This window comes from Streptomyces massasporeus, from assembly GCF_014648995.1.
Classification (GTDB): Bacteria; Actinomycetota; Actinomycetes; order Streptomycetales; family Streptomycetaceae; genus Streptomyces; species Streptomyces massasporeus.
Map to the genome: position 1 here is coordinate 170500 of NZ_BMSE01000008.1, position 21675 is coordinate 192174.

Here is a 21675-nt window from a genome sequence, read left to right on the forward strand (position 1 = left end):
CTAGCCGATCCGATGCGCCAGCGCGGCCAGCAGCTCCACGACCCCCTCCGGGCCGTCCACCACCAGGTCCGCCCGCTCTCTGAGTTCGGTCACCTCGTCGCTGCCGCTGCACACCAGCAGGCCCGGGGTGCCGGTCGTGCGGAGGGTGTCGACGGCGGAGTAGGCGGGCAGGTCGCCCAGGTCGTCGCCGGCGTAGAGCACCGATCCGGCGTCGATCTCGCGGGCGAACCCGCTCAGGGCGACGCCCTTGTCCATGCCGGGCGGGCGCAGTTCGAGGACCATGCGGCCGGGCTCGACGATCAGGCCGTGCCGGGCCGCCAGGTCGGTGAGCGGCTCGCGCAGGGCGTCGAAGGCGGCCTGCGGGTCGGCGGCCCGGCGGGTGTGCACGGCCACCGCCCGGCCCTTCTCCTCGACCCAGGTCCCGCTGCCGTCGAGCAACCCGGGCAGCTCGGCGCGTACGGCCGCGACGCCGGGGTGCGGCTCGGGCGCGGTGACCTTGCCGCTGCGGGCGTCCCACCGCTCGGCGCCGTAGTGCCCGAGGACGACGAGGTGCTCCAGACCCGGCACGTCCGCGAAGCCGCCGTTGCGCACCGCGACCTCGGCCGGCCGGCCGGTGATCACCGCCACGGCGGCCACCTTCGGCGCGAGGGCGGCCAGCGCGGACAGCGCCCGGGGATGGGCCCGGGCCAGCTCCGGATCGGCCACGATCGGCGCGAGCGTCCCGTCGAAGTCGAGCCCGATCAGTGCCTTGCCGGGCTGCGCGAGGAGGGCGTCGAGGCCGTCCTGCCCGGCCTTCGTGGCGGGGATGGGAAGGCTGCTCATTCGGCCCTCAGCCCCTCAGCGCGTCGAGCTGGTCGACGAACCACTGCGCCGGTGGCAGTGCCGTCGCCGCCGCGGCCAGGCGCTTGCTGCGTTCGGCGCGTTCCTCCGGGCGCATCGACAGGGCCTCGTGCAGGGCCGCCGCCGTGCCCGTGACGTCGTAGGGGTTCACCGTGATCGCGTCCTCGCCCAGCTCCTCGTGCGCCCCGGCCTCCCGCGACAGCACCAGCGCGCAGCCCGCGTCGGAGACCACCGGGACCTCCTTGGCGACGAGGTTCATGCCGTCGCGGATGGGGTTGACGAGGGCCACGTCGGCCAGCCGGTAGGCGGCCAGCGAGCGGGCGAAGTCGTCCTTGAGGTTGAGCAGGACCGGGGTCCACCCGGGCGTCCCGTACTCGGCGTTGATCTCGTCGGCGAGCCGCTGCACCTCGGCCGTGTAGTCCCGGTACACCGCGAGGTCCTGCCGGGAGGGATAGGCGAAGGCGACGTGCACCACCCGCTCGCGCCACTCGGCGTGCGCCTCCAGCAGCCGGCGGTAGGCCAGCAGGCCGCGCACGATGTTCTTGGACAGTTCGGTGCGGTCGACCCGGACGATGGTGCGGCGGCCCTCGCCGATCTCCTGCCGCAGCGCGGCCATCCGCTCCTCGACGTCCGCCTCGTGCGCCCGCTTGCGGAGGAAGTCCGCGTCGGCGCCGAGGCCGTGCACCCCGACCCTGGTGCCGCCGAGCCCGCCCGCGAACCGCTCGGCGCACTCGGTGAACGCCTCCGCCCAGCGCTCGGTGAGGAAGCCGAGGCGGTCCGCGCCGAGCATGCCGCGCAGCACCTGCCCGGCCACGTCGTCCGGCAGCATCCGGAAGTACTCGGGCGGCGCCCACGGCGTGTGCGAGAAGTGCCCGATGCGCAGGTCGGGCCGCAGCTCGCGGAGCATGCCCGGCACCAGCGTCAGGTGGTAGTCCTGCACCACCACCGCCGCGCCCTGCGCCGCCTCCTCGGCCAGCGCCTGAGCGAACGCCCGGTTGTACGCCTCGTAGGACGCCCACTGCCGCCGGAACTCCGCGTCGAAGACCGGCTCCAGCGGCGTCTGGTAGAGCATGTGGTGCACGAACCACAAGACCGAGTTGGCGATGCCGTTGTACGCGTCGGCGTGCACGTCGGCCGGGATGTCCAGCATCCGCACGCCGTCCTCTCCCGCCCGTCGCCCGCCGCCACCCCTCTGCGGAGGGGCCTCCGGCCCCGCCCCTACCATTCCGCGCCGGACCGCCTCCCGGTCGCCGTCGGACAGCGCCGAGCACACCCACAGCGCGTCCGCGTCGGAGCCGATCGCGGAGAGCCCGGAGACCAGCCCGCCGCCGCCCCGTTTGGCCTCCAGCGAACCGTCCTCGCCCACCGTGTACGAGACGGGACCCCGGTTGGAGGCCACCAGCACCTGCGCAGCACCGTTCGTCGAAGCCATAAGCCTCAACCTAGCCCGGCCCCCCAACGCTCAAACGTGCGGATCTGCCGAGTCCGGCCGAAAGCCGCCCCGGTCAGGCCGCTCTCCGCGCCTGGTACTCGGCGATGTCCACCATCGGCGGACGCTCCTCGGTGTCCACGGAGTACGTCCGCGGCTCGAAGCCGTCCTCGCCCCGCTCGAACTGCGTCAGGGACGGCCGGATCAGATGCCCGCGGGCCAGCCGCAGCTGGGCCGTGCGGTAGATCGCGGCGGCCATCCGGCCCAGCGCCTGCCCGTCCTGGTGCCGGTGCTTGCGCACCCCCACGTCCACCTGGGCGAGGGCGTCCAGGCCCGCCAGGTGCAGGGCGTCGACCAGCATGCCCAGCTCCACGCCGTATCCGACGGGGAACGGCAGCTGCTCCAGCAGGGAGCGGCGGGCCGCGTACTCGCCGCCGAGCGGCTGGACGAAGCCGGCCAGCTGCGGCCAGTGCATGTTGAGCAGCGGGCGCGCCATCATCTCGGTGACCCGGCCGCCCTGCCCCGCAGCGCCGGCGAGGGGACGGTCGTACATGGCCTTCACCAGGTCCACGTCCGGGTCCGTGAGCAGCGGGCCGACGATCCCGGAGACGAAGTCGGACGAGAAGTCCCTGAGGTCGGCGTCGACGAAGCAGACGATGTCCCCGCGGGTGACGAGCAGTGAGCGCCACAGCACCTCGCCCTTGCCGGGCACGGCGGGCAGGCGCGGGAGTATCGCGTCCCGGTGCACCACCCGCGCACCCGCGGCGGCGGCCACCTCGGACGTGCGGTCGGTCGAGCCCGAGTCGACGACGACCAGCTCGTCGACGAGCGGCACCTGCCGCATCAGGTCGTGGCGGATGACGGAGGCGATGTCCCCGACCGTCGCCTCCTCGTTCAGCGCGGGCAGCACCACGCTGACCGTCTGGCCCGTGCGCTGCTTCGCGGCGAGCATCTGGTGGAGGGGGCGTTCGTTCGCTGACCAGGAACGGGTGCTCAGCCAGCGCTCGACTTCTTCCAGCACCGTGGCGGCTCCTCTGCGTACTCTCGGCGGGACGGACTGCCCGCCGCGGTAGCGGCTGACAGGTACAGTCATCTCGCGGTTCGGACGACTATCTCAACTGTCCTGGTCGTCGGTTACAGTCTTGAACAAGGCGGATGACCATCGCATGTCCGGGGTCACCCGCCGCCTACAACCACATACAGCTCATCCAGAGGGGCAGAGGGAAACGGCCCGATGAAGCCCCGGCAACCCTCCAGTCGGTACTCGTAGGTCACTGTCGACCACAGGCGCGAGGCTCCCGGCTCGGGAAGGTGCCAAATCCGTCTCACGGCGAGATGCGTCGTGAGGAAGATGAGGAGAAAGGGCCTCGCCTCACATGGCTGCGCAGACTGTTGCAAGCACCACTGAATCCACCGTAGACCTCGGCCCCGCCGCCGCGCTGAGCTGCCGCGAGTGCGGTCACCGCGTGCCCCTCGGCCCGGTCTTCGCGTGCCAGGAGTGTTTCGGCCCGCTGGAGATCGCCTACGACTTCTCGGCCTACGAAACCGAAGAGCTCCGCAAGCGCATCGAAGCGGGACCCGCGAACATCTGGCGCTACGCCCCGCTGCTGCCGGTCCCGGCCGACGTGGCGGACAAGCCGAACATCAACCCCGGCTGGACCAAGCTCGTCAAGGCCGACAACCTCGCGCGCGAGCTGGGCGTCGACGCCGGCAAGCTGTTCGTGAAGGACGACTCCGGCAACCCGACGCACTCCTTCAAGGACCGCGTCGTCGCCCAGGCCCTGGAGGCCGCCCGCGCCTTCGGCTTCACCACGCTCTCCTGCTCCTCCACCGGCAACCTCGCCGGTGCGGTGGGCGCCGCCGCGGCCCGCGCCGGCTTCCGCTCCTGCGTGTTCATCCCGCACGACCTGGAGCAGGGCAAGGTCGTCATGGCCGCGGTCTACGGCGGCGAGCTCGTCGGCATCGAGGGCAACTACGACGACGTGAACCGCTTCTGCTCCGAGCTGATCGGCGACCCGGCGGGTGAGGGCTGGGGCTTCGTCAACGTCAACCTCCGGCCGTACTACGCGGAGGGCTCCAAGACCCTCGCGTACGAGATCTGCGAGCAGCTCGGCTGGCAGCTGCCGGACCAGCTGGTGGTGCCGATCGCCTCCGGCTCGCAGCTGACGAAGATCGACAAGGGTCTTCAGGAGCTGATCAAGCTCGGGCTGGTCGAGGACAAGCCGTACAAGATCTTCGGTGCGCAGGCCGAGGGCTGCTCGCCGGTGTCCGTCGCCTACAAGGCCGGGCACGACGTCGTCCGCCCGCAGAAGCCGAACACCATCGCCAAGTCCCTCGCCATCGGCAACCCGGCGGACGGGCCGTACGTGCTGGACATCGCGCGGCGGACCGGTGGTGCGGTGGAGGACGTGAACGACGAGCAGGTCGTGGACGCGATCAAGTTGCTCGCGCGGACCGAGGGTGTGTTCGCGGAGACCGCCGGTGGTGTGACGGTCGGCGTGACGAAGAAGCTGCTTGAGAACGGGCTGCTCGACCCGTCGAAGTCGATCGTCGTGCTGAACACGGGTGATGGGCTGAAGACGCTGGATGCGGTGGCGGGGACCGGGCTCACGGCGACCATTCGTCCGAGCCTGGAGTCGTTCCGTGAGGCCGGGCTCGTCTGAGCGTCGTTGTTCGCTGCGGGCCCGCGGGGGCTGGTCGCGCAGTTCCCCGCGCCCCTGAGGGCGATACCCAACCGGAGGTTTGAAGGTCATGAGCGTCACCGTTCGCATCCCCACCATCCTGCGTACCTACACCGGTGGTCAGGCTGAGGTGTCCGCCGATGGTGGGACCCTCGGCGAGGTCATCGCTGACCTGGAGAAGAACCACACCGGGATCGCCGCCCGGGTGCTGGACGACCAGGGCAAGCTGCGCCGGTTCGTCAACGTGTACGTCAACGACGACGACGTGCGGTTCGAGCAGGGTCTGGAGACGGCCACGCCGGACGGTGCCGGTGTGTCGATCATTCCCGCCGTCGCCGGCGGCTGAACCGGTCGAGTGGCCCGTTATTACCTTCGGTAACGGCCGTCACTGAGAGTTCATCGAATTGCCCCCTCCGTGAGAGAAGCGGAGGGGGCAATTCTGCGTGATTGAGCGCGGTACAGTTGGGGAACGCGGTCCTGATCCCCTGATCGGAACCCTGAATTCCCGCTGCGAGCCCGACAAGATGTAGCCAAAGTGTGCGCATCTTTTGCGGCTTTTGTTCCCTTTGTGTGGCCCGACTTGCCCTGAATTCGGGCGAATTCTCCCCACATTCCGGACCCGGCGCGTCCAGAATTCTCGTCCGATTGACCTGTTGCAGACGGCAGTTGGACAGATACATTCAGCCGCGGTCGACGCGTTCCGGCGCACGCCCCCAACCGTGGGGGGTGAGGTCTGACCCGGGTTCACGAAGTGTGGATCTGTGCAAGGGCCAGTAATAGGGGAGTTAGGCATGGCTCAGGGCACCGTCAAGTGGTTCAACGCGGAGAAGGGGTACGGCTTCATCGCGGTCGACGGTGGTGCGGATGTTTTCGTCCACTACAGCGCGATTCAGATGGACGGCTACCGCACCCTTGAAGAGGGCCAGCGGGTCGAGTTCGAGATCTCGCAGGGCCAGAAGGGACCGCAGGCCGACATGGTTCGCGTCGCTGCCTGAACGCGCACCACGACCAACGCTCACGCGACCGGTCTTCTCAGAAGGGCCCGTACCCCCCGGGGTGCGGGCCCTTCGGCCTGTTCGAACAGCCTGCGGGACGGTGTTCGCGGGCGGCTGACGCCCCCGCCCGATCCCCGGGAGGCGCTTGCGCCCGCCCGTCACCCGACCACCACCCCTCAACGAGCACTCGCTACGCGAGCGCGCCTTGCACTCTCGGGGGTCGAGTGCTAATCATTGCGTTAGCACTCTGAAGGTGAGAGTGACAACGTAAGGACCGGGTCGGTGAGGCCCGCAGGCCGGGTGGGAAGGAACCACAAGGCTGGCGAGCCGTCCGTCGCGGGCGCGGGCGCGGTCCGAAGTAATCACCCCCAGTCCTGGAGGGACCACTTCACATGGCCAAGATCATCGCGTTCGACGAGGAGGCGCGGCGCGGCCTCGAGCGCGGCATGAACCAGCTCGCGGACGCCGTCAAGGTGACGCTCGGCCCCAAGGGCCGCAACGTCGTCCTCGAGAAGAAGTGGGGCGCGCCCACGATCACCAACGATGGTGTCTCCATCGCCAAGGAGATCGAGCTCGAGGACCCGTACGAGAAGATCGGCGCCGAGCTGGTCAAGGAAGTCGCCAAGAAGACGGACGACGTCGCCGGTGACGGTACGACCACCGCGACCGTTCTCGCCCAGGCCCTGGTCAAGGAGGGTCTGCGCAACGTAGCCGCCGGCGCCAACCCGATGGCCCTCAAGCGCGGTATCGAGCGCGCCGTCGAGGCCGTCTCCGCCGCCCTGCTGGAGCAGGCGAAGGATGTCGAGACCAAGGAGCAGATCGCTTCCACGGCCTCCATCTCCGCCGCCGACACCCAGATCGGCGAGCTCATCGCCGAGGCCATGGACAAGGTCGGCAAGGAAGGCGTCATCACCGTCGAGGAGTCCCAGACCTTCGGTCTGGAGCTGGAGCTCACCGAGGGTATGCGCTTCGACAAGGGCTACATCTCGGCGTACTTCGCCACCGACATGGAGCGTATGGAGGCCGTCCTCGACGACCCGTACATCCTGATCGCGAACTCGAAGATCAGCAACGTCAAGGACCTGCTGCCGCTCCTCGAGAAGGTCATGCAGTCCGGCAAGCCGCTGCTGATCATCGCCGAGGACGTCGAGGGCGAGGCCCTGTCGACCCTGGTCGTCAACAAGATCCGCGGCACCTTCAAGTCCGTCGCCGTCAAGGCCCCGGGCTTCGGCGACCGCCGCAAGGCGATGCTGCAGGACATCGGCATCCTCACCGGCGGCGAGGTGATCTCCGAGGAGGTCGGCCTCAAGCTGGAGAACGCCACGATCGACCTGCTGGGCAAGGCCCGCAAGGTCGTCATCACCAAGGACGAGACCACCATCGTCGACGGCGCCGGCTCCGCCGACCAGGTCGCCGGCCGGGTCAACCAGATCCGCGCCGAGATCGAGAACAGCGACTCGGACTACGACCGCGAGAAGCTGCAGGAGCGCCTGGCGAAGCTCGCCGGCGGTGTCGCGGTCATCAAGGCCGGTGCCGCCACCGAGGTGGAGCTCAAGGAGCGCAAGCACCGCATCGAGGACGCCGTGCGCAACGCCAAGGCGGCCGTCGAGGAGGGCATCGTCGCCGGTGGTGGCGTGGCCCTGCTGCAGGCCTCCTCGGTCTTCGAGAAGCTGGACCTGCAGGGTGACGAGCAGACCGGCGCCAACGCCGTGAAGCTGGCCCTGGAGGCCCCGCTCAAGCAGATCGCCGTCAACGGTGGTCTCGAGGGTGGCGTCATCGTCGAGAAGGTGCGCAACCTGCCCGTCGGTCACGGCCTGAACGCCGCGACCGGTGAGTACGTCGACATGATCGCCGAGGGCATCATCGACCCGGCGAAGGTGACCCGCTCTGCCCTGCAGAACGCCGCCTCCATCGCCGCGCTGTTCCTCACCACCGAGGCCGTCATCGCCGACAAGCCGGAGAAGGCCGCCGCGCCCGCCGGTGGCGGCATGCCGGGCGGTGACATGGACTTCTGATCGACCTCAGGGTTGATCAACGGTCTTACCGAGGGCGGCACTTCCTGTTCCGACAGGGGGTGCCGCCCTCGGGCGTGTCCGGGGGCGCGCCGTCGGGAGGGTCCGGGGTGCGCCCTCTCGCCTGTCCGGGCCCCTCGCGTGTCCGGGATCACAGCGAGGACGGGATGCCGCGGCCGGGCCGGGTGGTTGAACCATGTGTCCTATGCGTATGCACATACCATCCGGTACCCCCAAGGGAGCCCCCCACGTGACTGTCGCCGCCTCCGCATCCCGCGCCGCCGAAATCCTGTCCCGGCCCGTCTCGCTGGGCGGCCTGACCGTTCCGAACCGGATCGCGATGGCGCCGATGACCCGCATGTTCTCCCCGGGCGGCGTGCCCGGCGACGACGTCGTCTCGTACTACGCCCGCCGCGCCGCCGCCGGAGTCGGCCTGATCGTCACCGAGGGCACCTACGTCGGCCACGACTCGGCCGGGCAGAGCGACCGCGTGCCGCGCTTCCACGGCGAGGAGCAGCTCGCGGGCTGGGCGAAGGTCGCCGAGGCGGTGCACGCCGCGGGCGGCACGATCGTGCCCCAGCTGTGGCACATCGGCATGGTCCGCAACCAGGGCGAGCCCCCCGTCGCCGACGCCCCCGCCGTCGGTCCCTCCGGCCTGCGCATCGGCGCGACGGAGCCCACCGGCAAGGCCATGACCCAGGCTGACATCGACGCCGTCATCGGCTCGTTCGCCGAGGCCGCCGCCGCGGCCGAGCGCATCGGTTTCGACGGCGTGGAGATCCACGGCGCCCACGGCTACCTGCTCGACCAGTTCCTCTGGGAGGGCACCAACCGCCGCACCGACGCCTACGGCGGCGACCGGGTCGCCCGCGCCAAGCTCTCGGAGGAGATCGTCGCGGCCGTCCGCGAGACCGTCTCCGCCGACTTCCCCGTCATCTTCCGCTACTCCCAGTGGAAGCAGGAGGCCTACGACGCCCGCCTCGCCGAGACGCCCGAGGAGCTGGAGGCCATCCTGGCCCCGCTCGCGGCGGCCGGTGTCGATGCCTTCCACGCCTCCACCCGCCGTTACTGGGTGCCCGAGTTCGACGACTCGGACCTCAACCTGGCCGGCTGGACCAAGAAGCTGACCGGCAAGCCCACCATCACCGTCGGCTCGGTCGGCCTGAACGGCGACTTCATCAAGGCCTTCCAGGGCCAGGGCGCCGAGATCGGCGACCTCGACAACCTCCTGGACCGTTTCGAGCGCGACGAGTTCGACATGGTCGCCGTCGGCCGCGCGCTGCTCCAGGACCCCGAGTGGGCCCGGAAGGTGCTCGACGGCCGCGTGGAGGAGCTGGCGCCCTACAACCCGGCGTCGCTGAAGTCCCTCAGCTGACCTCCGTCACCTGAGGCCCTGGATCTGCTTGCGTCAGTCAAGGACACTGACTGAGCGCCTGTTCACCGGCACCGGGTGAGGAGATCCAGATGACGACGACCGAGTCCCGCCCGCCGCACGACGGTTCCGCAGGGCAGCCCGGACCGGTGGTGCGCACCACCGCCGGTGCGGTCCGGGGCCGGAGGGAGGCGGGGCTCGCGGTCTTCCGCGGTATCCCGTTCGCGGCGCCCCCGGTGGGCGAGGCCCGCTTCCAGGCCCCACGCCCCGCCCAGCCCTGGGACGGCATACGCGACGCCTACGCCTTCGGCCCGCCGCCCCCGCAGGACCTCGGCAACCTGGGCGGCCCGGGCCTGCTCGATCTTCCCGAGGGCGACGAGTGGCTCACGGTCAACGTCTGGACGCCCGAGCCCGACCCGGCGGCCCGCCGGCCGGTCATGGTGTGGATCTACGGCGGCGCCTACAAGCTCGGCCACTCCGGCAGCCCCGGCTACGACGCCCGGCGCATCGCCGCCGACGGCGACGTGGTGGTCGTGTCCCTCAACTACCGGCTGGGCATGGAGGGTTTCGCGTTCATCGAAGGCGCTCCCGCCAACCGCGCACTGCTCGACCAGGTGGCCGCCCTGGAGTGGGTGCGGGACAACGTCGAGGCGTTCGGCGGCGATCCCGACCAGGTCACGCTCTCCGGGGAGTCCGCGGGCGCCGGCTCGGTCGCCTCACTGCTCTCCATGCCCCGCGCGGCCGGGCTGTTCCGGCGGGCGATCGCCCAGAGCGTGCCGGGGACGTTCTTCTCCGACGCGCTCGCCCGGGACATCGGCACCGCCCTCGCCGCCGAGCTGGGCCTGCGCCCCACCGTCGCCGACCTCTCGACGATCGCCCCGCACCGGCTGACGTCGGCGGGCGAGACGCTGAGCGCCAAGATGCTCCAGCGCATCGACCGCTGGGGCCAGGCGGCGCCCACGGTCACGCCCTTCTCCCCGGTGGTCGACGGCGAGGTGCTGCCGACGAGCCCCTGGCAGGCGCTGAGGTCGGGTTCGGCCAAGGACATCGACCTCCTCGTCGGCCACAACCGCGACGAGTACCGCCTCTTCATCGCCATGTCCGGCCAACTCGGCCAGATCTCCGACGAGCGGGCGGCCTCGGCCCTGAGCCTCTTCGCCCCCGGCGGTGAACAGGCGTACCGCGACGCCTTCCCCGACGCCTCCCCGAGCGAGCTCTACGAACGCGTCCAGACGGACTGGCTGTTCAACATGCCCTCCCTGCACCTGGCCGAGGCGCAGCGCGCGGGCGGCGGCAGCGCGCACGTCTACGAACTGACCTGGCCGGCCCCCGGCAACGGCGCGCTCGGTGCCTGCCACGGCCTGGACATCCCGCTGCTGTTCGGCACGTACGGGGCGGACCTGGGGCTTCTGCTGTTCGCGGGCGCGGAGCCGTCCGCCGAGGCCCTCGCGCTGTCGTCCCGCTTCCGCGCGTCCTGGACGTCCTTCGCGAGGACGGGCGACCCGGGCTGGCCGGCGTACGACGACGCCGAGCGGCTGGTGCAGGTGCTGGACGCGGAGCCGGAGGTGCGGGCGTACCCGGAGGAGCGGTCGCGGCGGCTGTGGGAGGGCTACGAGTTCCTGCCCCTGCCGCTGCTGTGAGTCCGGGCCGCTACAGGTTGCCCATGGGCTCGATGTCCACCCGCACCGGCGTCCCCCACACCCGCAGCACCTCGTAGTCGGTGAACTCGTGGACCAGCCGGTACGCCATGGCGGCCCGGGGAGCCTTGCGCTGGGCGTTGATGAAGAGTTCGGCCTCGCGCCGGTCCCGGCGCGGGGTGCCGCACAGCTGCCAGGCCTGGCCGTTCCACAGCTCCGCCAGCCAGCGCTGCTGGGGCTGGGGACGGTCGCCGCGCACGCCGTAGCGGGACGGTGCGGGTTCGGCCTGCGGCTGCTGCGGGGCGGGTCCGTTGAACTCGTTCCGGCGGGCGGCCCGGCGCCGCGTCTCGCACAGCAGGCACAGATCGGGGGCGGCTTCGTCGACCGGGCCGTTCGGGTGCTCGGGGCAGCGGGTACTGGGCGCGGCCGTGGTGACGCTGTCCTCCAGCAGGTCCAGCGCACGCTTCAGGTCGGCCTTGACCTCGTGCAGCTTGGCGTCCGGGGTGTCGGCGGACAGGGCCTCCCCGTGCTCCCCGAGGAGCCGGAGGGCGCGGCCGAGGGCGGTCAGCTGGGCGTGGTTCATGAGTCCATTGTCCTCAGTCGGCGTAGTCGTGGCGTCGCCGGGACATCGCCGCGCAGATCCCGGCCGCGTGGGCGTGGACCGTGGGGGCGGAAAGGGGTGCGGCGGATTGCGCGGGGGCGCGTTCGCCCCGGCAGGCGCTGCAACGGCCCCCCGGCAGGGTTTCCGGGCGGCCCGGGGCGCCGCAGTTCGCGCACTCCAGGACCCGTAGGGGCGGGCGTGGAGCGGGTGGGGGTGGAAGTTTGCTGGTCAGGCGGTTTCGGACCAGGGCTGCGGCGTGGTGGACGGGCGTCGGCAGGCCGGCTGTGAGTGCACGCAGTACGTCGTCCTCCGAGGCGCCCGTGCGAACCAGTCCGTCACGAGTGGGGCGAGGGTCGCGCAGTCGGTCTGGGAGAGGGACAGGACGGGCGCGGATGCGGTTGAGGGCCGTGCCCAGGGCGCACTGTCCGTAGGGGAGCTGATTGGCCAGCGTCTTTACGGAGATGTCCGCGCTGTCGGGGAGCCGGTCCAGGTAGGCGGCGATGGCGGCTTCGCGGGGTGGGAGGTGGGCGAAGGCGTGGTTCGTGCCGGGGAGTTGGCCGGGGGTCGTACGTTTTCCGTAGCCCGGGTTGGCCATGGGGTGCGCGGACGGGGAGGCAGCACTAAAGTTGGCGTCAGCCATGGGATCGACGTCTTTCGATCTCGATGGTTAAGCCCCCGCAGGTGTTGGTGCACCGGGCGGGGGCTGTTGCTTGTCCAGGAACGTTAGAGGTAGGTGACTGTCCGTGGTAAAACGGATGCGTCGCGTCAACTCGCCGGGTGGGAGGGTGGGTTGAGGCCCTCCACCCAATCCTTGAAAAGAGAGCTCGAAGCCCGGGTCCCGAAGCTCAGGCCGTCTCGTCCTTGAGGTTCTCGACGAAAGCGGACCAGGCGGCGGCCCGGAACACGAGCTTCGGGCCGTGGGGGGTCTTGGAGTCGCGGACGGGGACGACATCCGGGAATGCCTGGGTGACTTCCAGGCAGTTGTCGCCGGTGCCGCCGCTGTAACTGGACTTGTACCACTCAGGCGTGTTCCTCATGGTCGTAATCCTGCGCCATCGCCTCGAGGAGGGCCAGAGACTTCTCAGGCGAGAGCGCCGAGGCCGTGAGGAGCTCGAAGTAGAGCCGGTAGCGTGCGACGGTGGCGGGGTCGTCCTCCAGTTGTCCGGTGTCGACCCCTTCCAGGTAGGCGAGCGGAGGGGCGTCGTCGAAGTCCATCACCCTGACGCACCCCTGCATCCCCGGGTGAGCCCCTGCGTCGAACGGCAGCACCTGAACGATGACGCGGTTCCGGCGGATCAAGCCGATGAGGTGGCGTAGTGCCCCCGCCATCACCGCCGGCCCGCCCGTCGCGCGGCGCAGTGCGGCCTCGTCAATCACCGTCCACAACAGAGGCTGTGTTGGATCGCGGAGGATCCGCGCCCGCTCCATCCGGCCTGTCACCAGCGCCTCGATGGCCTCTTCTGCCGCTGAGGGCTGGTAAGCGCGGCTGACGGCTCGTGCGTAGGCGGGTGTCTGGAGCAGTCCGGGAATCAGCATCGATGTGTACTCCCTGATGGCCGCGGCTTGCGTCTCCACCTCTGCTGCTTCCGCGAAGTGCTCGCGGTACTTCGACTTCGCCGCCGCCCCGCAGTTCCGCTGGAAGAAATCCCCCGTCCCCAACTCCTCGTCCAGCAACCGCGCATACTCCCGCTGCAACCTCCGCGTCCCCGCCTCCAACTGCCCGATGAACGAGCCGCTCACGAACAGCCGTTGGCCCAGGTCCTCCTGGCTGAGGCCGGCCTTCTCGCGGGCGTGGCGGAGTTCGGCGCCCAGGAGGGCCCGAGGGGAGGAGGACGGGTCGAGGTCCCTGGAACCGGGCATGGGCAACTCCCTGTCGTACGGATCGGGTTGTTGGACCGCCGTATCTGGCCAGGTTAGGGACGTGTCGGCCACGCTGTGTGGTGAACCGCAAACTCAGCGTGGAGGTAGGAACGGTGCGTTCGACCGAAGAGATCGTGCAATCGCTGCGGGACGCCCTCGCCGGGGTCGGGGTCGTGCTGCCGTCGCTGGGCGTCGATCCCGTGACCGGCGCGAGCGACGAGCCGTTCGCGCTGGTCGATCTGGGGCGGTGCAACGTGCGGACGGCCGAGCACCTCACCGACGTACTGCGCTCGCTGCCCGTGGGCGAGACGCTGCGGGCGCGCGTGCGGCAGGTCAACCGGGAGTTGAAGTCACGGTGAAGTAATGGCCAACGGTGGATGTACAACCATTCGCCCTTCACCACCGTCGAACAGGCGTATCGCGCATACGCCGGCGTTCGCCCCACCGCACGCCACTCCGGAAATCACATCCTTTCCCCAGAGGAATCCTGTCTTATGACGTTCCGTTGGCTGTGCGGTGTCCTGCGTGTGCGCGGGAAGACCGACCTTCTTCTCGTGTTCCTGTTCGCCGCCGGCTTCGCCGCCCTGCCCGTGTTCGCGCTGCTCCCCTCGCTGTGGGGCTTCGCCGCGGCCTCGGCCGTGACGTACGCCGCGGACGAGGTGCTGCACACCCGCTCCCAGGCCTTCGTGCGGCGGCTGGCCGCGTTGCAGCTGACCCGCACGATGCGGTTCGCCGTGCGGACGGTGATGCTGCTCGCGCTGGCCGAGCGGATGGACGCGCCGGGCGCGGTGCTGGTGGCCGCGCTGGCCGTGTTCGCCGCCCACTTCACCCTGGTGATCCTGTTCACGGCGGTGCACCACGCCATCCGGCGGCGGCGCACGCTGCCGGTGGTGGTGCGCAACCTCGACATGAGCGGGGCGGGCATCCCGAAGTCGCCCCCCGCTCTCCTCTACCGGCGTTTCCTGCGCAAGCTGCTGCACCTGGACCTGCCCGCCCACGCGGGCCTGCTCGCCGCGCTGGTGGCCGGGGCGTGGCAGCCCGCGGGCATCGGTTTCGCGCTCACCGCCGGGCTCGCGGTCGCGGCCGTGGTGGCGCTGCTCGGACAGCTTCGCCGGGCCCGCCGGATGCCGTCGGGGGACGAGGCGATCGCCGAGGTCAACCGGCAACTGGCCGGATACCGGCCGGAGGTGGCGCTGTACTTCAGTTTCGCGGCCGTGTCCCGGGACTTCATGTACCAGGTCAACATGTGGATCGAGACGCTGGAGCAGCTCGACCGGCGGCCGTTGATCATCCTCCGGGAGCGGGCCTCGTTCCGCTTCCTGAGCCGTACGTCGATCCCGGTCCTGTGCGTGCCGAAGGCCGACGACGTGGCACAGCTGGAGCTGCCCGAGCTGCGGGTCGTGCTCTACCCGGGCAACGCGGGCAAGAACGTGCACATGCTGCGCGTCGCCGAGGCCAAGCACGTCTTCATCGGGCACGGCGACAGCGACAAGCTCGCCAGCAGCAACCGGGTGAGCAAGGTGTACGACGAGATCTGGGTGGCCGGGCGGGCCGGGCGCGACCGCTACCAGCGGGTGCGGCACGCGATCAGCGACTCGGCGATCGTCGAGGTGGGCCGCCCGCAGCTGTCACCGATCCGGCTGCACGCCGACCATGTGCCGGGCCCGCTGCCGACCGTGCTGTACGCGCCGACCTGGGAAGGCTGGAGCGACGACGACTGCCACACGTCCCTGATCCCGATGGGCGTGCCGCTGATCGAGAAGTTGCTCGCGGAGAACGTACGGGTCCTCTACAAACCGCATCCCCTCACCGGCAAGCGCTCCCCCGCGGCGGCCGAGGCGGACCGGGCCATCCGGGAGCTGCTGCGCGCCGACAACGAGCGGCGCGGCGCCCAGGAGACCGAGGCGGCGATCGCCGCCGTCCGTCCGCGACTCGCGGAGATCCAGGAGCGGCTCGGTGAACTGTCCGGGCGGCTCGCCGGCGACGACGCCCAGCAGACCCGCGAGGCCCGCCCGTCCGGCCTGGACGGAGAGGCCGAGTGGCACGAGCTGCGCGCCGAGTGGCACCGGCTGTTCTGGGAGAGCCGGGGCCCGCTCGGGCACCAGGTGATCGTCAAGCAACTGCCGACGCTGTACGCGTGCTTCGACCAGGCCGACATCCTCGTCAGCGACGTCTCCTCCGTGGTCGCGGACTTCGTGGCGAGCCTCAAGCCGTATGTCCTGACCAACGCCGGCGACCTGCCCGACGAGGAGTTCCGGGCGGCGTACACCACCGCCGGGGGCGCCTACCTCCTCGACCGGGCCTGCACCCGGCTGCCGGAGATCCTCGACTCGGTGCGCGCCCCGGGGCACGACCCGATGGCACCCGAGCGCCGGGTCCTCAAGGAGTACGTCCTCGGCCCGGACCGCCCCACCTCGATGGAGCGGTTCAACGCGGCGGTCAACGCCCTGGCGGACAAGGCGACGGAAGAACAGGCCGAGCGCCTCGGCGAGGGGCAGCGGGTGATCGCCGAACTCACCGCCTGAGTGGGTGTAGATCCAGTATTCCGGCTGCGACGGCCTCGTGTCACCGTACTCCGGAATGATCTTTTCGGGTCTCATGCGACTTTAGGGTTCTGTCAACCAGCTTGAGCAGCAGAGGAGTTGACTGTGACCCGCGATCTTGCGGCGCTCGGCGGCGAACTGACGGCCATGGCCGCCGCCGACCATGAGATGGCCGTCTCCGGAGCCGCCCACAGTGACGACCCGGCCGAGCAGCTCGCCTGGCGGCGGCTCACCGCCCGGCACGCAGACCGGCTCGGCGAGATCATGGACGAGGTCGGCTGGCCCACCGCCGACCTCGTCGGAGAGGACGCCGCCCGGGCCGCCTGGCTCGTCGCCCAGCACGCCGACCGGCAGCTGGACGTGCAGCGACGGGCCCTGCGGCTGCTGGAACAGGCCGTGGAGGCGGACGCGGCCGGCGCTCGTGAGCTGGCGTTCCTACGGGACCGCACGCTCGTCAACGAGGGGCGGGAGCAGGTCTACGGCACCCAGGTCGCCGGAGTGGGGGACGACGGCAGCCCGATCCCCTGGCCCTGTGCCGAGCCCGACCGTGTGGACGAGCTGCGCGCAGGGGTGGGCATCGAGCCGTTCGCCGAGTACGTCGCTCGGTTCCAGTGAGTTGAGGCCTCGCGCCCGTTGTATATCGTGGCGGGCGCAATCGAACGGGCGGCTGGCAGGGGGATCGCGGACATGGGTGCGTCCGAGGCGGCTGTGGCGGCCGATGGTGCCGGTGAGGCGGCCCCGCGGGCGGGTCTGTCCGGTGGCCGCAAGGCAGTCGGTTCCGTGTCGTGGGCCGTGCTCGTGCCCGCCCTGCTGCTGCTCGGTTCCGCGATCGGGCAGTGGGTGACCTGGCTCGGGGTCGTCGTCGTCATGGCGGTCATCGCGGTCGCCGCGTGGGTCATCGGCGGAGTCTGGCACCGGGCGGGGGCGGCGACGCTCGTCTCCTTCGGCGGGTTCGCGTTGATGCTGTTCGCCGGGCCCGCCGTGTACGAGGCGTACATGACGACGGTGGGAGAGCCCGTCGACGCCGTGGTGACGCGGGTGGCCGACCGGGACCAGCGGCGCGGGCCGGACATGTTCTGCACGGTCCGGGAGCTCGGCGGGGACCGCAGCACGTACGAGGTGTCCCAGCAGGAGAACTGCTTCGGCCAGGCCGAGCCCGGAGACCGCGTCGAGATCCGCGAGGATCCTCTCGGGTTGCTCGACCCGAGGCTGCCCGACAGTCCCGATCAGCGGAACACCACGGAGATCACGCTCGCCGTCACCGCCGGACTGACCCTGCTCCTCGCCGGTGGCACCTTCTACGGCGGTCAGCGCCGTAGGGACCGGTGAGTCAGCCGACCGCAGCCAGGGCCGCCCGCAGGTGACCGTCGGACTCCGTCAGGAGTCTGGCCGCCGTCGGGCCGTCCACGTCGGCCAGGATCGTCAGGATGGCGTTCTTGACCTCGCCGTCCGTGGCGGTCAGGGCCCGCTCGATGTCCTCGTCGGCGGCGCCGGTGGCGAGCGCGACGATGCGGTGGGAGCGGGCGCGGAGCTTGTCGTTCGAGGCGCGGACGTCGACCATCAGGTTCCCGTAGGTCTTGCCCAGCCGGATCATCGTGATCGTCGACAGCATGTTGAGGACGAGCTTCTGCGCCGTGCCGGACTTCAGGCGGGTGGAACCGGTGAGCAGTTCGGGCCCCACGACGATCTCGATGCCGTGGTCGGCGGCGGCCGCGAGCGGGCTGCCGGGGTTGCAGGCGAGGCCGATGGTGAGGCAGCCGCGGGCCCGGGCGTGCTCGACCGCGCCGATGGCGTACGGGGTGCGGCCGGAGGCGGAGATGCCGACCACCGTGTCGTCGGGGGTCAGGGCGAGGGCGCCCAGGTCGGCCCTCGCCAGGTCCCGGGAGTCCTCCGCGCCCTCGACCGAGGTGACCACGGCGTCCGGGCCGCCCGCGATCAGGCCGACGACCCGGGAGGGGTCGGTGTTGAACGTGGGCGGGCACTCCGAGGCGTCCAGGATGCCCAGCCGGCCCGCCGTGCCCGCGCCCGCGTAGACCAGACGCCCGCCCCGGGTCATCCGCTCGGCGACGGCGTCGATCGCGGCGGCGATCTGCGGCAGCCGGGCCGCGACCGCCCCGGCCACGGTGGCGTCCTCGCCGTTCATCAGCCGGGCGATGTCGAGGGTGGGCAGCCGGTCGATGTCCGCGAGCTCCGGCCGGAAGGCCTCGGTGGTCAGGGACTCCAGCTCGGTCCTGAGGTCACGGGGGTGGGAGGTGGAGGTCATGAACGGCTCTTTCCGTGTCTTTCCGGTGCTGGGCGGGGCGGCTGCCTCAGGAACGGTGCCGGTGGGCCAGCGCCTCGTACGACGCCGACAGCGCGGGCGCCGCCTTCTCGTACGTCCGCTGCGCCACCCCCACGAACAGGCAGTCCACCACGAGGAGCTGACCGGTCCGGGACGACATGGCCGCCGGACGCAGCTCGCTCTCGCGTGCGGTGGACGTGGTGAGGATGTGATCGGCGTACTGCGTGACCGGGCCGTTCGGACGGCCGGTGATCGCCACCGTCGTCGCCCCGCGCTCGAAGGCGACCCGCAGGGGCTCGATGACGTCCCCGGTCGACCCGGAGTGCGTGATGGCGATCGCGACGTCGCCCGCGCGCAGCTGCACGGCGTTGGTGACGGCGAGGTGCGGGTCGCTGTGGGCGTGCGCGAGCATGCCTATGCGCAGCAGCTTCTGCGTGAGGTCCTGGGCGACCAGGCCGGACGCCCCGACGCCGTACACATCGGTGCGGCGGGCCGCGGTCAGGGCGGTGACGGCCGCGCCCAGTTGGACGGTGTCGAGGCCGGCGGCGGTGTCGGCGAGGGTCTGCTGCTCGTCGTAGGCGAGCTTGGCGACCACGTCGGCGATCGGGTCGTCCACCGCGATGTCCGTGGTGATCGCGGGGGCGCGGCCCGACTGCTGCTGCGCGGCGAGGCCGGCGAGGGCCAGGCGCAGGTCCCGGTAACCCGGATAGCCCAGCAGGCGGGCGGTGCGTACGACGGTCGCCTCGCTGGTGCCGGTGAGTTCGGCGAGGCCGGTGACCGTGAGGGCCGCGCAGCCGGCCGGGTCGCCCGCGACGGCCTCGGCGACGCGCTGCATGGAACGCGTCATCGACGGGCCCAGGGTGCGGACCTTGGCCGCGAGGGCGGCCGGGGCGGGCGGGGCGCCGCTCGCGCCCGAGGGACCGCCACGCTCGCGGGCGAAAATTTCCTTCACGTCTCGGGTCACGATTGAAAGATATTTTCGGGGCGGCAGCGGGGTCAAGAGTGCGCACAATGGGTGCATGGATCCCATCAGCCCCCTGGAGCAGGCGCTGCACGCCGCGCGCGCCCTCGTGCTGGCCGACCTCGTCGCGGGACGCGTCGCCGAAGCGGATGTCGTCTCTCTGGTCGAGGAGTCCGTCAAGCAGCGGCGGTGGTGGGTCGAGCAGTGGCCCGAGGGTGCCCGGTACGTGGCCGGCCTGGTCGCGCAGGACGTCCAGGACTCCCTGCTGGAGCGGTACGGCCGCTGGCCGCTGTGCCCGGTGTGCGGCGCGGGCGAGCCGCACGCCCTCGATGTGGAGCCGGAGTTGGGGCCCGACCCGCACTGGGTGTGCAGCGAGGCGGGCGTGAAGGTCGCCGCCGTGGGATCGCTGGGCGAGGCCATCGGCGGACCGGCGTCCTCGTGAGGCCCGCGTGACGATCTACATCGACCCGCCGACCTGGCCCGGCCACGGCCGCCTGTGGTCCCACCTCGTCAGCGACGTCTCCTACGAGGAACTGCACACCTTCGCCGCCGGCCTCGGCGTCCCCCGCCGGGCCTTCGAACGCGACCACTACGACATCCCCGACCGCCGGTACGCCGACGCGGTGCGGGCCGGGGCCGTCGAGGTCAGCAGCCGCGAGGTGGTGCGGCTGCTGCACGCGGCGGGGCTGCGGCGGCCCAAGGGACGCTATCCCTCGCCGGGTTCGCGCAGCTCGTAGGCCAGCTGCTCGGGGTCCTCGGCGACCTGGGTGAAACCGGCCCGCGCGAGCACGTTCTGCGAGGGCAGGTTGTCCCGCTCGACGTTCGCGACCACGGTCCGGACCTCCGGCCGGCCCAGCGCCCAGGACGACAGCGCGCGCAGCGCCTCGGTGGCGTAGCCGTGGCCGCGGGCGCCGTCGACCAGGTCGTAGCCGACCTCGACCCGGCCCGCCTCGTCCGGGACGCTGTGGAAGCCCATGGCGCCGATCGCGCGCTCGTCCCCGCGCCGGACCAGCACGTACATGCCCCACTCCGGCCGGTGGACCCCGTCCTCGTACTGCTTGTACACCAGCCCGGCGCCGACCCGGGTGCCCTCGATCGGGCCGCCCTCGATCCACTCGAAACCGCCGTCGCCGACCGTGGACAGATCGATGGCCGCGGCCGGGGTGATGCCCTGGAGCGTGATCCGCTCGGCGTCGATCACCAGGTTGTTGTTCCAGCGCCACTCGGTGAGCGGGGCGCGGCCGGCCGGCTCCCCGCGGCCGGTGGCCCACAGCAGGGTCGGCCACGGGGTCGGTCCCGGCTGGACGTGCGGGAAGATCCGGGTGAGCACGAAGTCGCACAGCTCGGGCGCCGGTTCGTACGGCACGCCCAGCCCCTCGGCGATGTCGTGCGTGTGCAGCAGCACCTCGACCACGCCCATCGCGGCGAACCCCTCGCGGTTCGCGCTGCGGAACGGATACGGATGGAAGGCCCGTACGTGCCGCGGGGCGGTACGGATCGCGGCCGCGAGCAGGGCCCCCGTCGTGCCGATCACCCGCAGTACGTCCGCGTTGCCCGTGTCCTCCTCCATCGACAGCTCGAACGGCGAGTACCCGTCCTGCTCCCGCCCCGCCAGCTGCCCCGCGTACGCGATGAGATCCTCGGCGATGTGCACCGCCGTCCGCCGGCAGTCCCACTCCAGCCGCCCGGCCCGCACCCCTTCCCAGCCCCGGTCGGCGACCGCCCCCAACAGCCCCACGCACTCGGCGACGGCCTGCTCCACCTGTTCCGCACCCGTTGTCCACATGGGGGGCAGGCTACGAGGGGTCGTGGGGCGGGGGCGACAGCATTTCCAGCTCGGCGGTGAGGTTGTAGCGGGCCGTGGCCTCCCACTCGGCGGTGCCGTGGGGCGTTCGGAACAGGCGTGGGAGGTCGAGCAGTTGGCGCAGGATCGTCGCGCGGCCCTCGCGGAAGGCGTCGCTGGGGACGAAGTGGTACTCCTCGCGGACGGCCGTGGTGTAGGCGGCGTACGCCGACGGGGGGGAGGCGAGGATCGCGAGGTCGGCGTCGCACAGGACCTGGCCGTCGGGGTCGTCGTCGGCCGCGTCGTGGGTGACGGTGAGGCGGACCAGGCGGGCCACCTCGGCGGTCTTCGCGTCCGGCACGCCGGCTTCCGCGAGGGCGCGTTCGGCGAGGCGGGCCGAGCGCTCCTCGTTCTCGGAGCGGTCGGGCAGGTAGACCGCGTCGTGGAACCAGGCGGCCAGCCGGACCACGTCCGGGTCGCGCGCGTACCGCTCCAGTTCGTCGACGCGGTCCAGGACCGCCGTGAGGTGCTCGACCGTGTGGTAGCGGCGCTGCGGCTCCTGCCAGCGGGTGAGCAGGGCGTCGGCGTACGGCGCGGGGTCCGGGCCGCCGGCCGGGCCCCGGGCCGCTTCCAGGGTGCGGGCGAAGCGGGTGCGCAGGGAGTCGAGGTCGAACATGGGG

The 21675-nt window shown here is 71.3% G+C and carries 21 protein-coding genes, 2 pseudogenes and 1 riboswitch; of the genes and pseudogenes, 12 read left to right on the forward strand and 11 right to left on the reverse strand.

Annotation, left to right across the window (positions count from 1 at the left end; all coding sequences use genetic code 11):
* The 3 genes from otsB to IE153_RS19735 form a co-directional block, all read right to left on the reverse strand.
* Positions 1-822, reverse strand: a complete 822-nt coding sequence (gene otsB / locus IE153_RS19725) for a trehalose-phosphatase (protein WP_189591044.1) — start codon at positions 820-822, stop codon at positions 1-3.
* Positions 823-829: 7 nt separating this feature from the next.
* Positions 830-2272, reverse strand: coding sequence for an alpha,alpha-trehalose-phosphate synthase (UDP-forming) (locus IE153_RS19730; RefSeq protein WP_189591045.1), 1443 nt, complete (start codon positions 2270-2272; stop codon positions 830-832).
* 73 nt (positions 2273-2345) lie between these two features.
* A complete protein-coding gene (locus IE153_RS19735; protein WP_189591048.1) occupies positions 2346-3290 on the reverse strand; it encodes a glucosyl-3-phosphoglycerate synthase in 945 nt (314 codons plus the stop codon).
* 180 nt (positions 3291-3470) lie between these two features.
* Positions 3471-3627, forward strand: a riboswitch (SAM riboswitch).
* A gap of 18 nt (positions 3628-3645) precedes the next feature.
* Between IE153_RS19735 and thrC the strand changes: the two genes are divergently transcribed.
* The 6 genes from thrC (at position 3646) to IE153_RS19765 (ending at position 10969) form a co-directional block, all read left to right on the forward strand.
* Positions 3646-4932: a threonine synthase gene (thrC, locus tag IE153_RS19740; protein WP_189591049.1), complete on the forward strand. Its 1287-nt coding sequence runs from the start codon at positions 3646-3648 to the stop codon at positions 4930-4932.
* An 88-nt stretch (positions 4933-5020) separates the two neighbouring features.
* Entirely contained in the window at positions 5021-5296 is a 276-nt protein-coding gene (locus tag IE153_RS19745) for a MoaD/ThiS family protein (RefSeq protein ID WP_031135858.1), read from the forward strand.
* A gap of 445 nt (positions 5297-5741) precedes the next feature.
* Positions 5742-5945, forward strand: a complete 204-nt coding sequence (locus IE153_RS19750) for a cold-shock protein (RefSeq protein ID WP_003949956.1) — start codon at positions 5742-5744, stop codon at positions 5943-5945.
* Between the two features lie 392 nt (positions 5946-6337).
* Entirely contained in the window at positions 6338-7960 is a 1623-nt protein-coding gene (gene groL / locus IE153_RS19755; RefSeq protein WP_189591052.1) for a chaperonin GroEL, read from the forward strand.
* A 247-nt stretch (positions 7961-8207) separates the two neighbouring features.
* Positions 8208-9332: an NADH:flavin oxidoreductase gene (locus IE153_RS19760; protein ID WP_189591054.1), complete on the forward strand. Its 1125-nt coding sequence runs from the start codon at positions 8208-8210 to the stop codon at positions 9330-9332.
* Between the two features lie 89 nt (positions 9333-9421).
* Entirely contained in the window at positions 9422-10969 is a 1548-nt protein-coding gene (locus IE153_RS19765; protein ID WP_189591056.1) for a carboxylesterase/lipase family protein, read from the forward strand.
* Between the two features lie 10 nt (positions 10970-10979).
* Here IE153_RS19765 and IE153_RS19770 read toward each other — a convergent pair whose 3' ends face one another.
* The 4 genes and pseudogenes from IE153_RS19770 to IE153_RS19780 form a co-directional block, all read right to left on the reverse strand.
* On the reverse strand, positions 10980-11549 hold the full coding sequence (locus IE153_RS19770) for a hypothetical protein (RefSeq protein ID WP_189591058.1): 570 nt from the start codon (positions 11547-11549) through the stop codon (positions 10980-10982).
* A gap of 13 nt (positions 11550-11562) precedes the next feature.
* Positions 11563-12162: pseudogene (locus IE153_RS41680) on the reverse strand (hypothetical protein).
* A gap of 250 nt (positions 12163-12412) precedes the next feature.
* Positions 12413-12604 carry a DUF397 domain-containing protein gene (locus IE153_RS19775; protein WP_189591060.1) on the reverse strand — a complete coding sequence of 64 codons (192 nt, stop codon included), beginning with the start codon at positions 12602-12604 and terminating at the stop codon, positions 12413-12415.
* Positions 12588-13427: a helix-turn-helix domain-containing protein gene (locus tag IE153_RS19780; protein WP_189591264.1), complete on the reverse strand. Its 840-nt coding sequence runs from the start codon at positions 13425-13427 to the stop codon at positions 12588-12590. Before IE153_RS19780 ends, IE153_RS19775 begins: the two co-directional genes overlap by 17 nt.
* 113 nt (positions 13428-13540) lie before the next feature.
* Between IE153_RS19780 and IE153_RS19785 the strand changes: the two are divergent.
* The 4 genes and pseudogenes from IE153_RS19785 to IE153_RS19800 all read left to right on the forward strand — a co-directional run.
* Positions 13541-13732 (forward strand): annotated as a pseudogene (locus tag IE153_RS19785) (hypothetical protein); the annotation flags it as partial.
* 189 nt (positions 13733-13921) lie between these two features.
* Positions 13922-15952: a hypothetical protein gene (locus IE153_RS19790; protein WP_189591064.1), complete on the forward strand. Its 2031-nt coding sequence runs from the start codon at positions 13922-13924 to the stop codon at positions 15950-15952.
* Positions 15953-16075: 123 nt separating this feature from the next.
* Positions 16076-16585: a DUF6624 domain-containing protein gene (locus tag IE153_RS19795; RefSeq protein ID WP_189591066.1), complete on the forward strand. Its 510-nt coding sequence runs from the start codon at positions 16076-16078 to the stop codon at positions 16583-16585.
* A 72-nt stretch (positions 16586-16657) separates the two neighbouring features.
* Positions 16658-17299 carry a hypothetical protein gene (locus IE153_RS19800; protein ID WP_189591068.1) on the forward strand — a complete coding sequence of 214 codons (642 nt, stop codon included), beginning with the start codon at positions 16658-16660 and terminating at the stop codon, positions 17297-17299.
* Position 17300: 1 nt separating this feature from the next.
* On the opposite strand, the gene murQ is transcribed toward IE153_RS19800, so the two are convergent.
* On the reverse strand, positions 17301-18233 hold the full coding sequence (gene murQ / locus IE153_RS19805) for an N-acetylmuramic acid 6-phosphate etherase (RefSeq protein WP_189591070.1): 933 nt from the start codon (positions 18231-18233) through the stop codon (positions 17301-17303).
* 46 nt (positions 18234-18279) lie between these two features.
* Entirely contained in the window at positions 18280-19215 is a 936-nt protein-coding gene (locus IE153_RS19810) for a MurR/RpiR family transcriptional regulator (protein WP_097217351.1), read from the reverse strand.
* Between the two features lie 55 nt (positions 19216-19270).
* On the opposite strand from IE153_RS19810, the gene IE153_RS19815 reads away from it, so the two are divergent.
* Entirely contained in the window at positions 19271-19654 is a 384-nt protein-coding gene (locus IE153_RS19815; protein ID WP_189591072.1) for a DUF8819 family protein, read from the forward strand.
* A gap of 7 nt (positions 19655-19661) precedes the next feature.
* Positions 19662-19949, forward strand: coding sequence for a DUF4031 domain-containing protein (locus IE153_RS19820; protein WP_097217349.1), 288 nt, complete (start codon positions 19662-19664; stop codon positions 19947-19949).
* Here the strand turns inward: IE153_RS19820 and IE153_RS19825 are convergent.
* Complete coding sequence (locus IE153_RS19825; protein WP_438817926.1) at positions 19919-20998, reverse strand: GNAT family N-acetyltransferase; 1080 nt, start codon at positions 20996-20998, stop codon at positions 19919-19921. The two genes, IE153_RS19820 and IE153_RS19825, sit on opposite strands and share 31 nt — an antisense overlap.
* Positions 20999-21008: 10 nt before the next feature.
* A complete protein-coding gene (locus IE153_RS19830) occupies positions 21009-21671 on the reverse strand; it encodes an HD domain-containing protein (protein WP_189591074.1) in 663 nt (220 codons plus the stop codon).
* Positions 21672-21675: the final 4 nt, after the last annotated feature.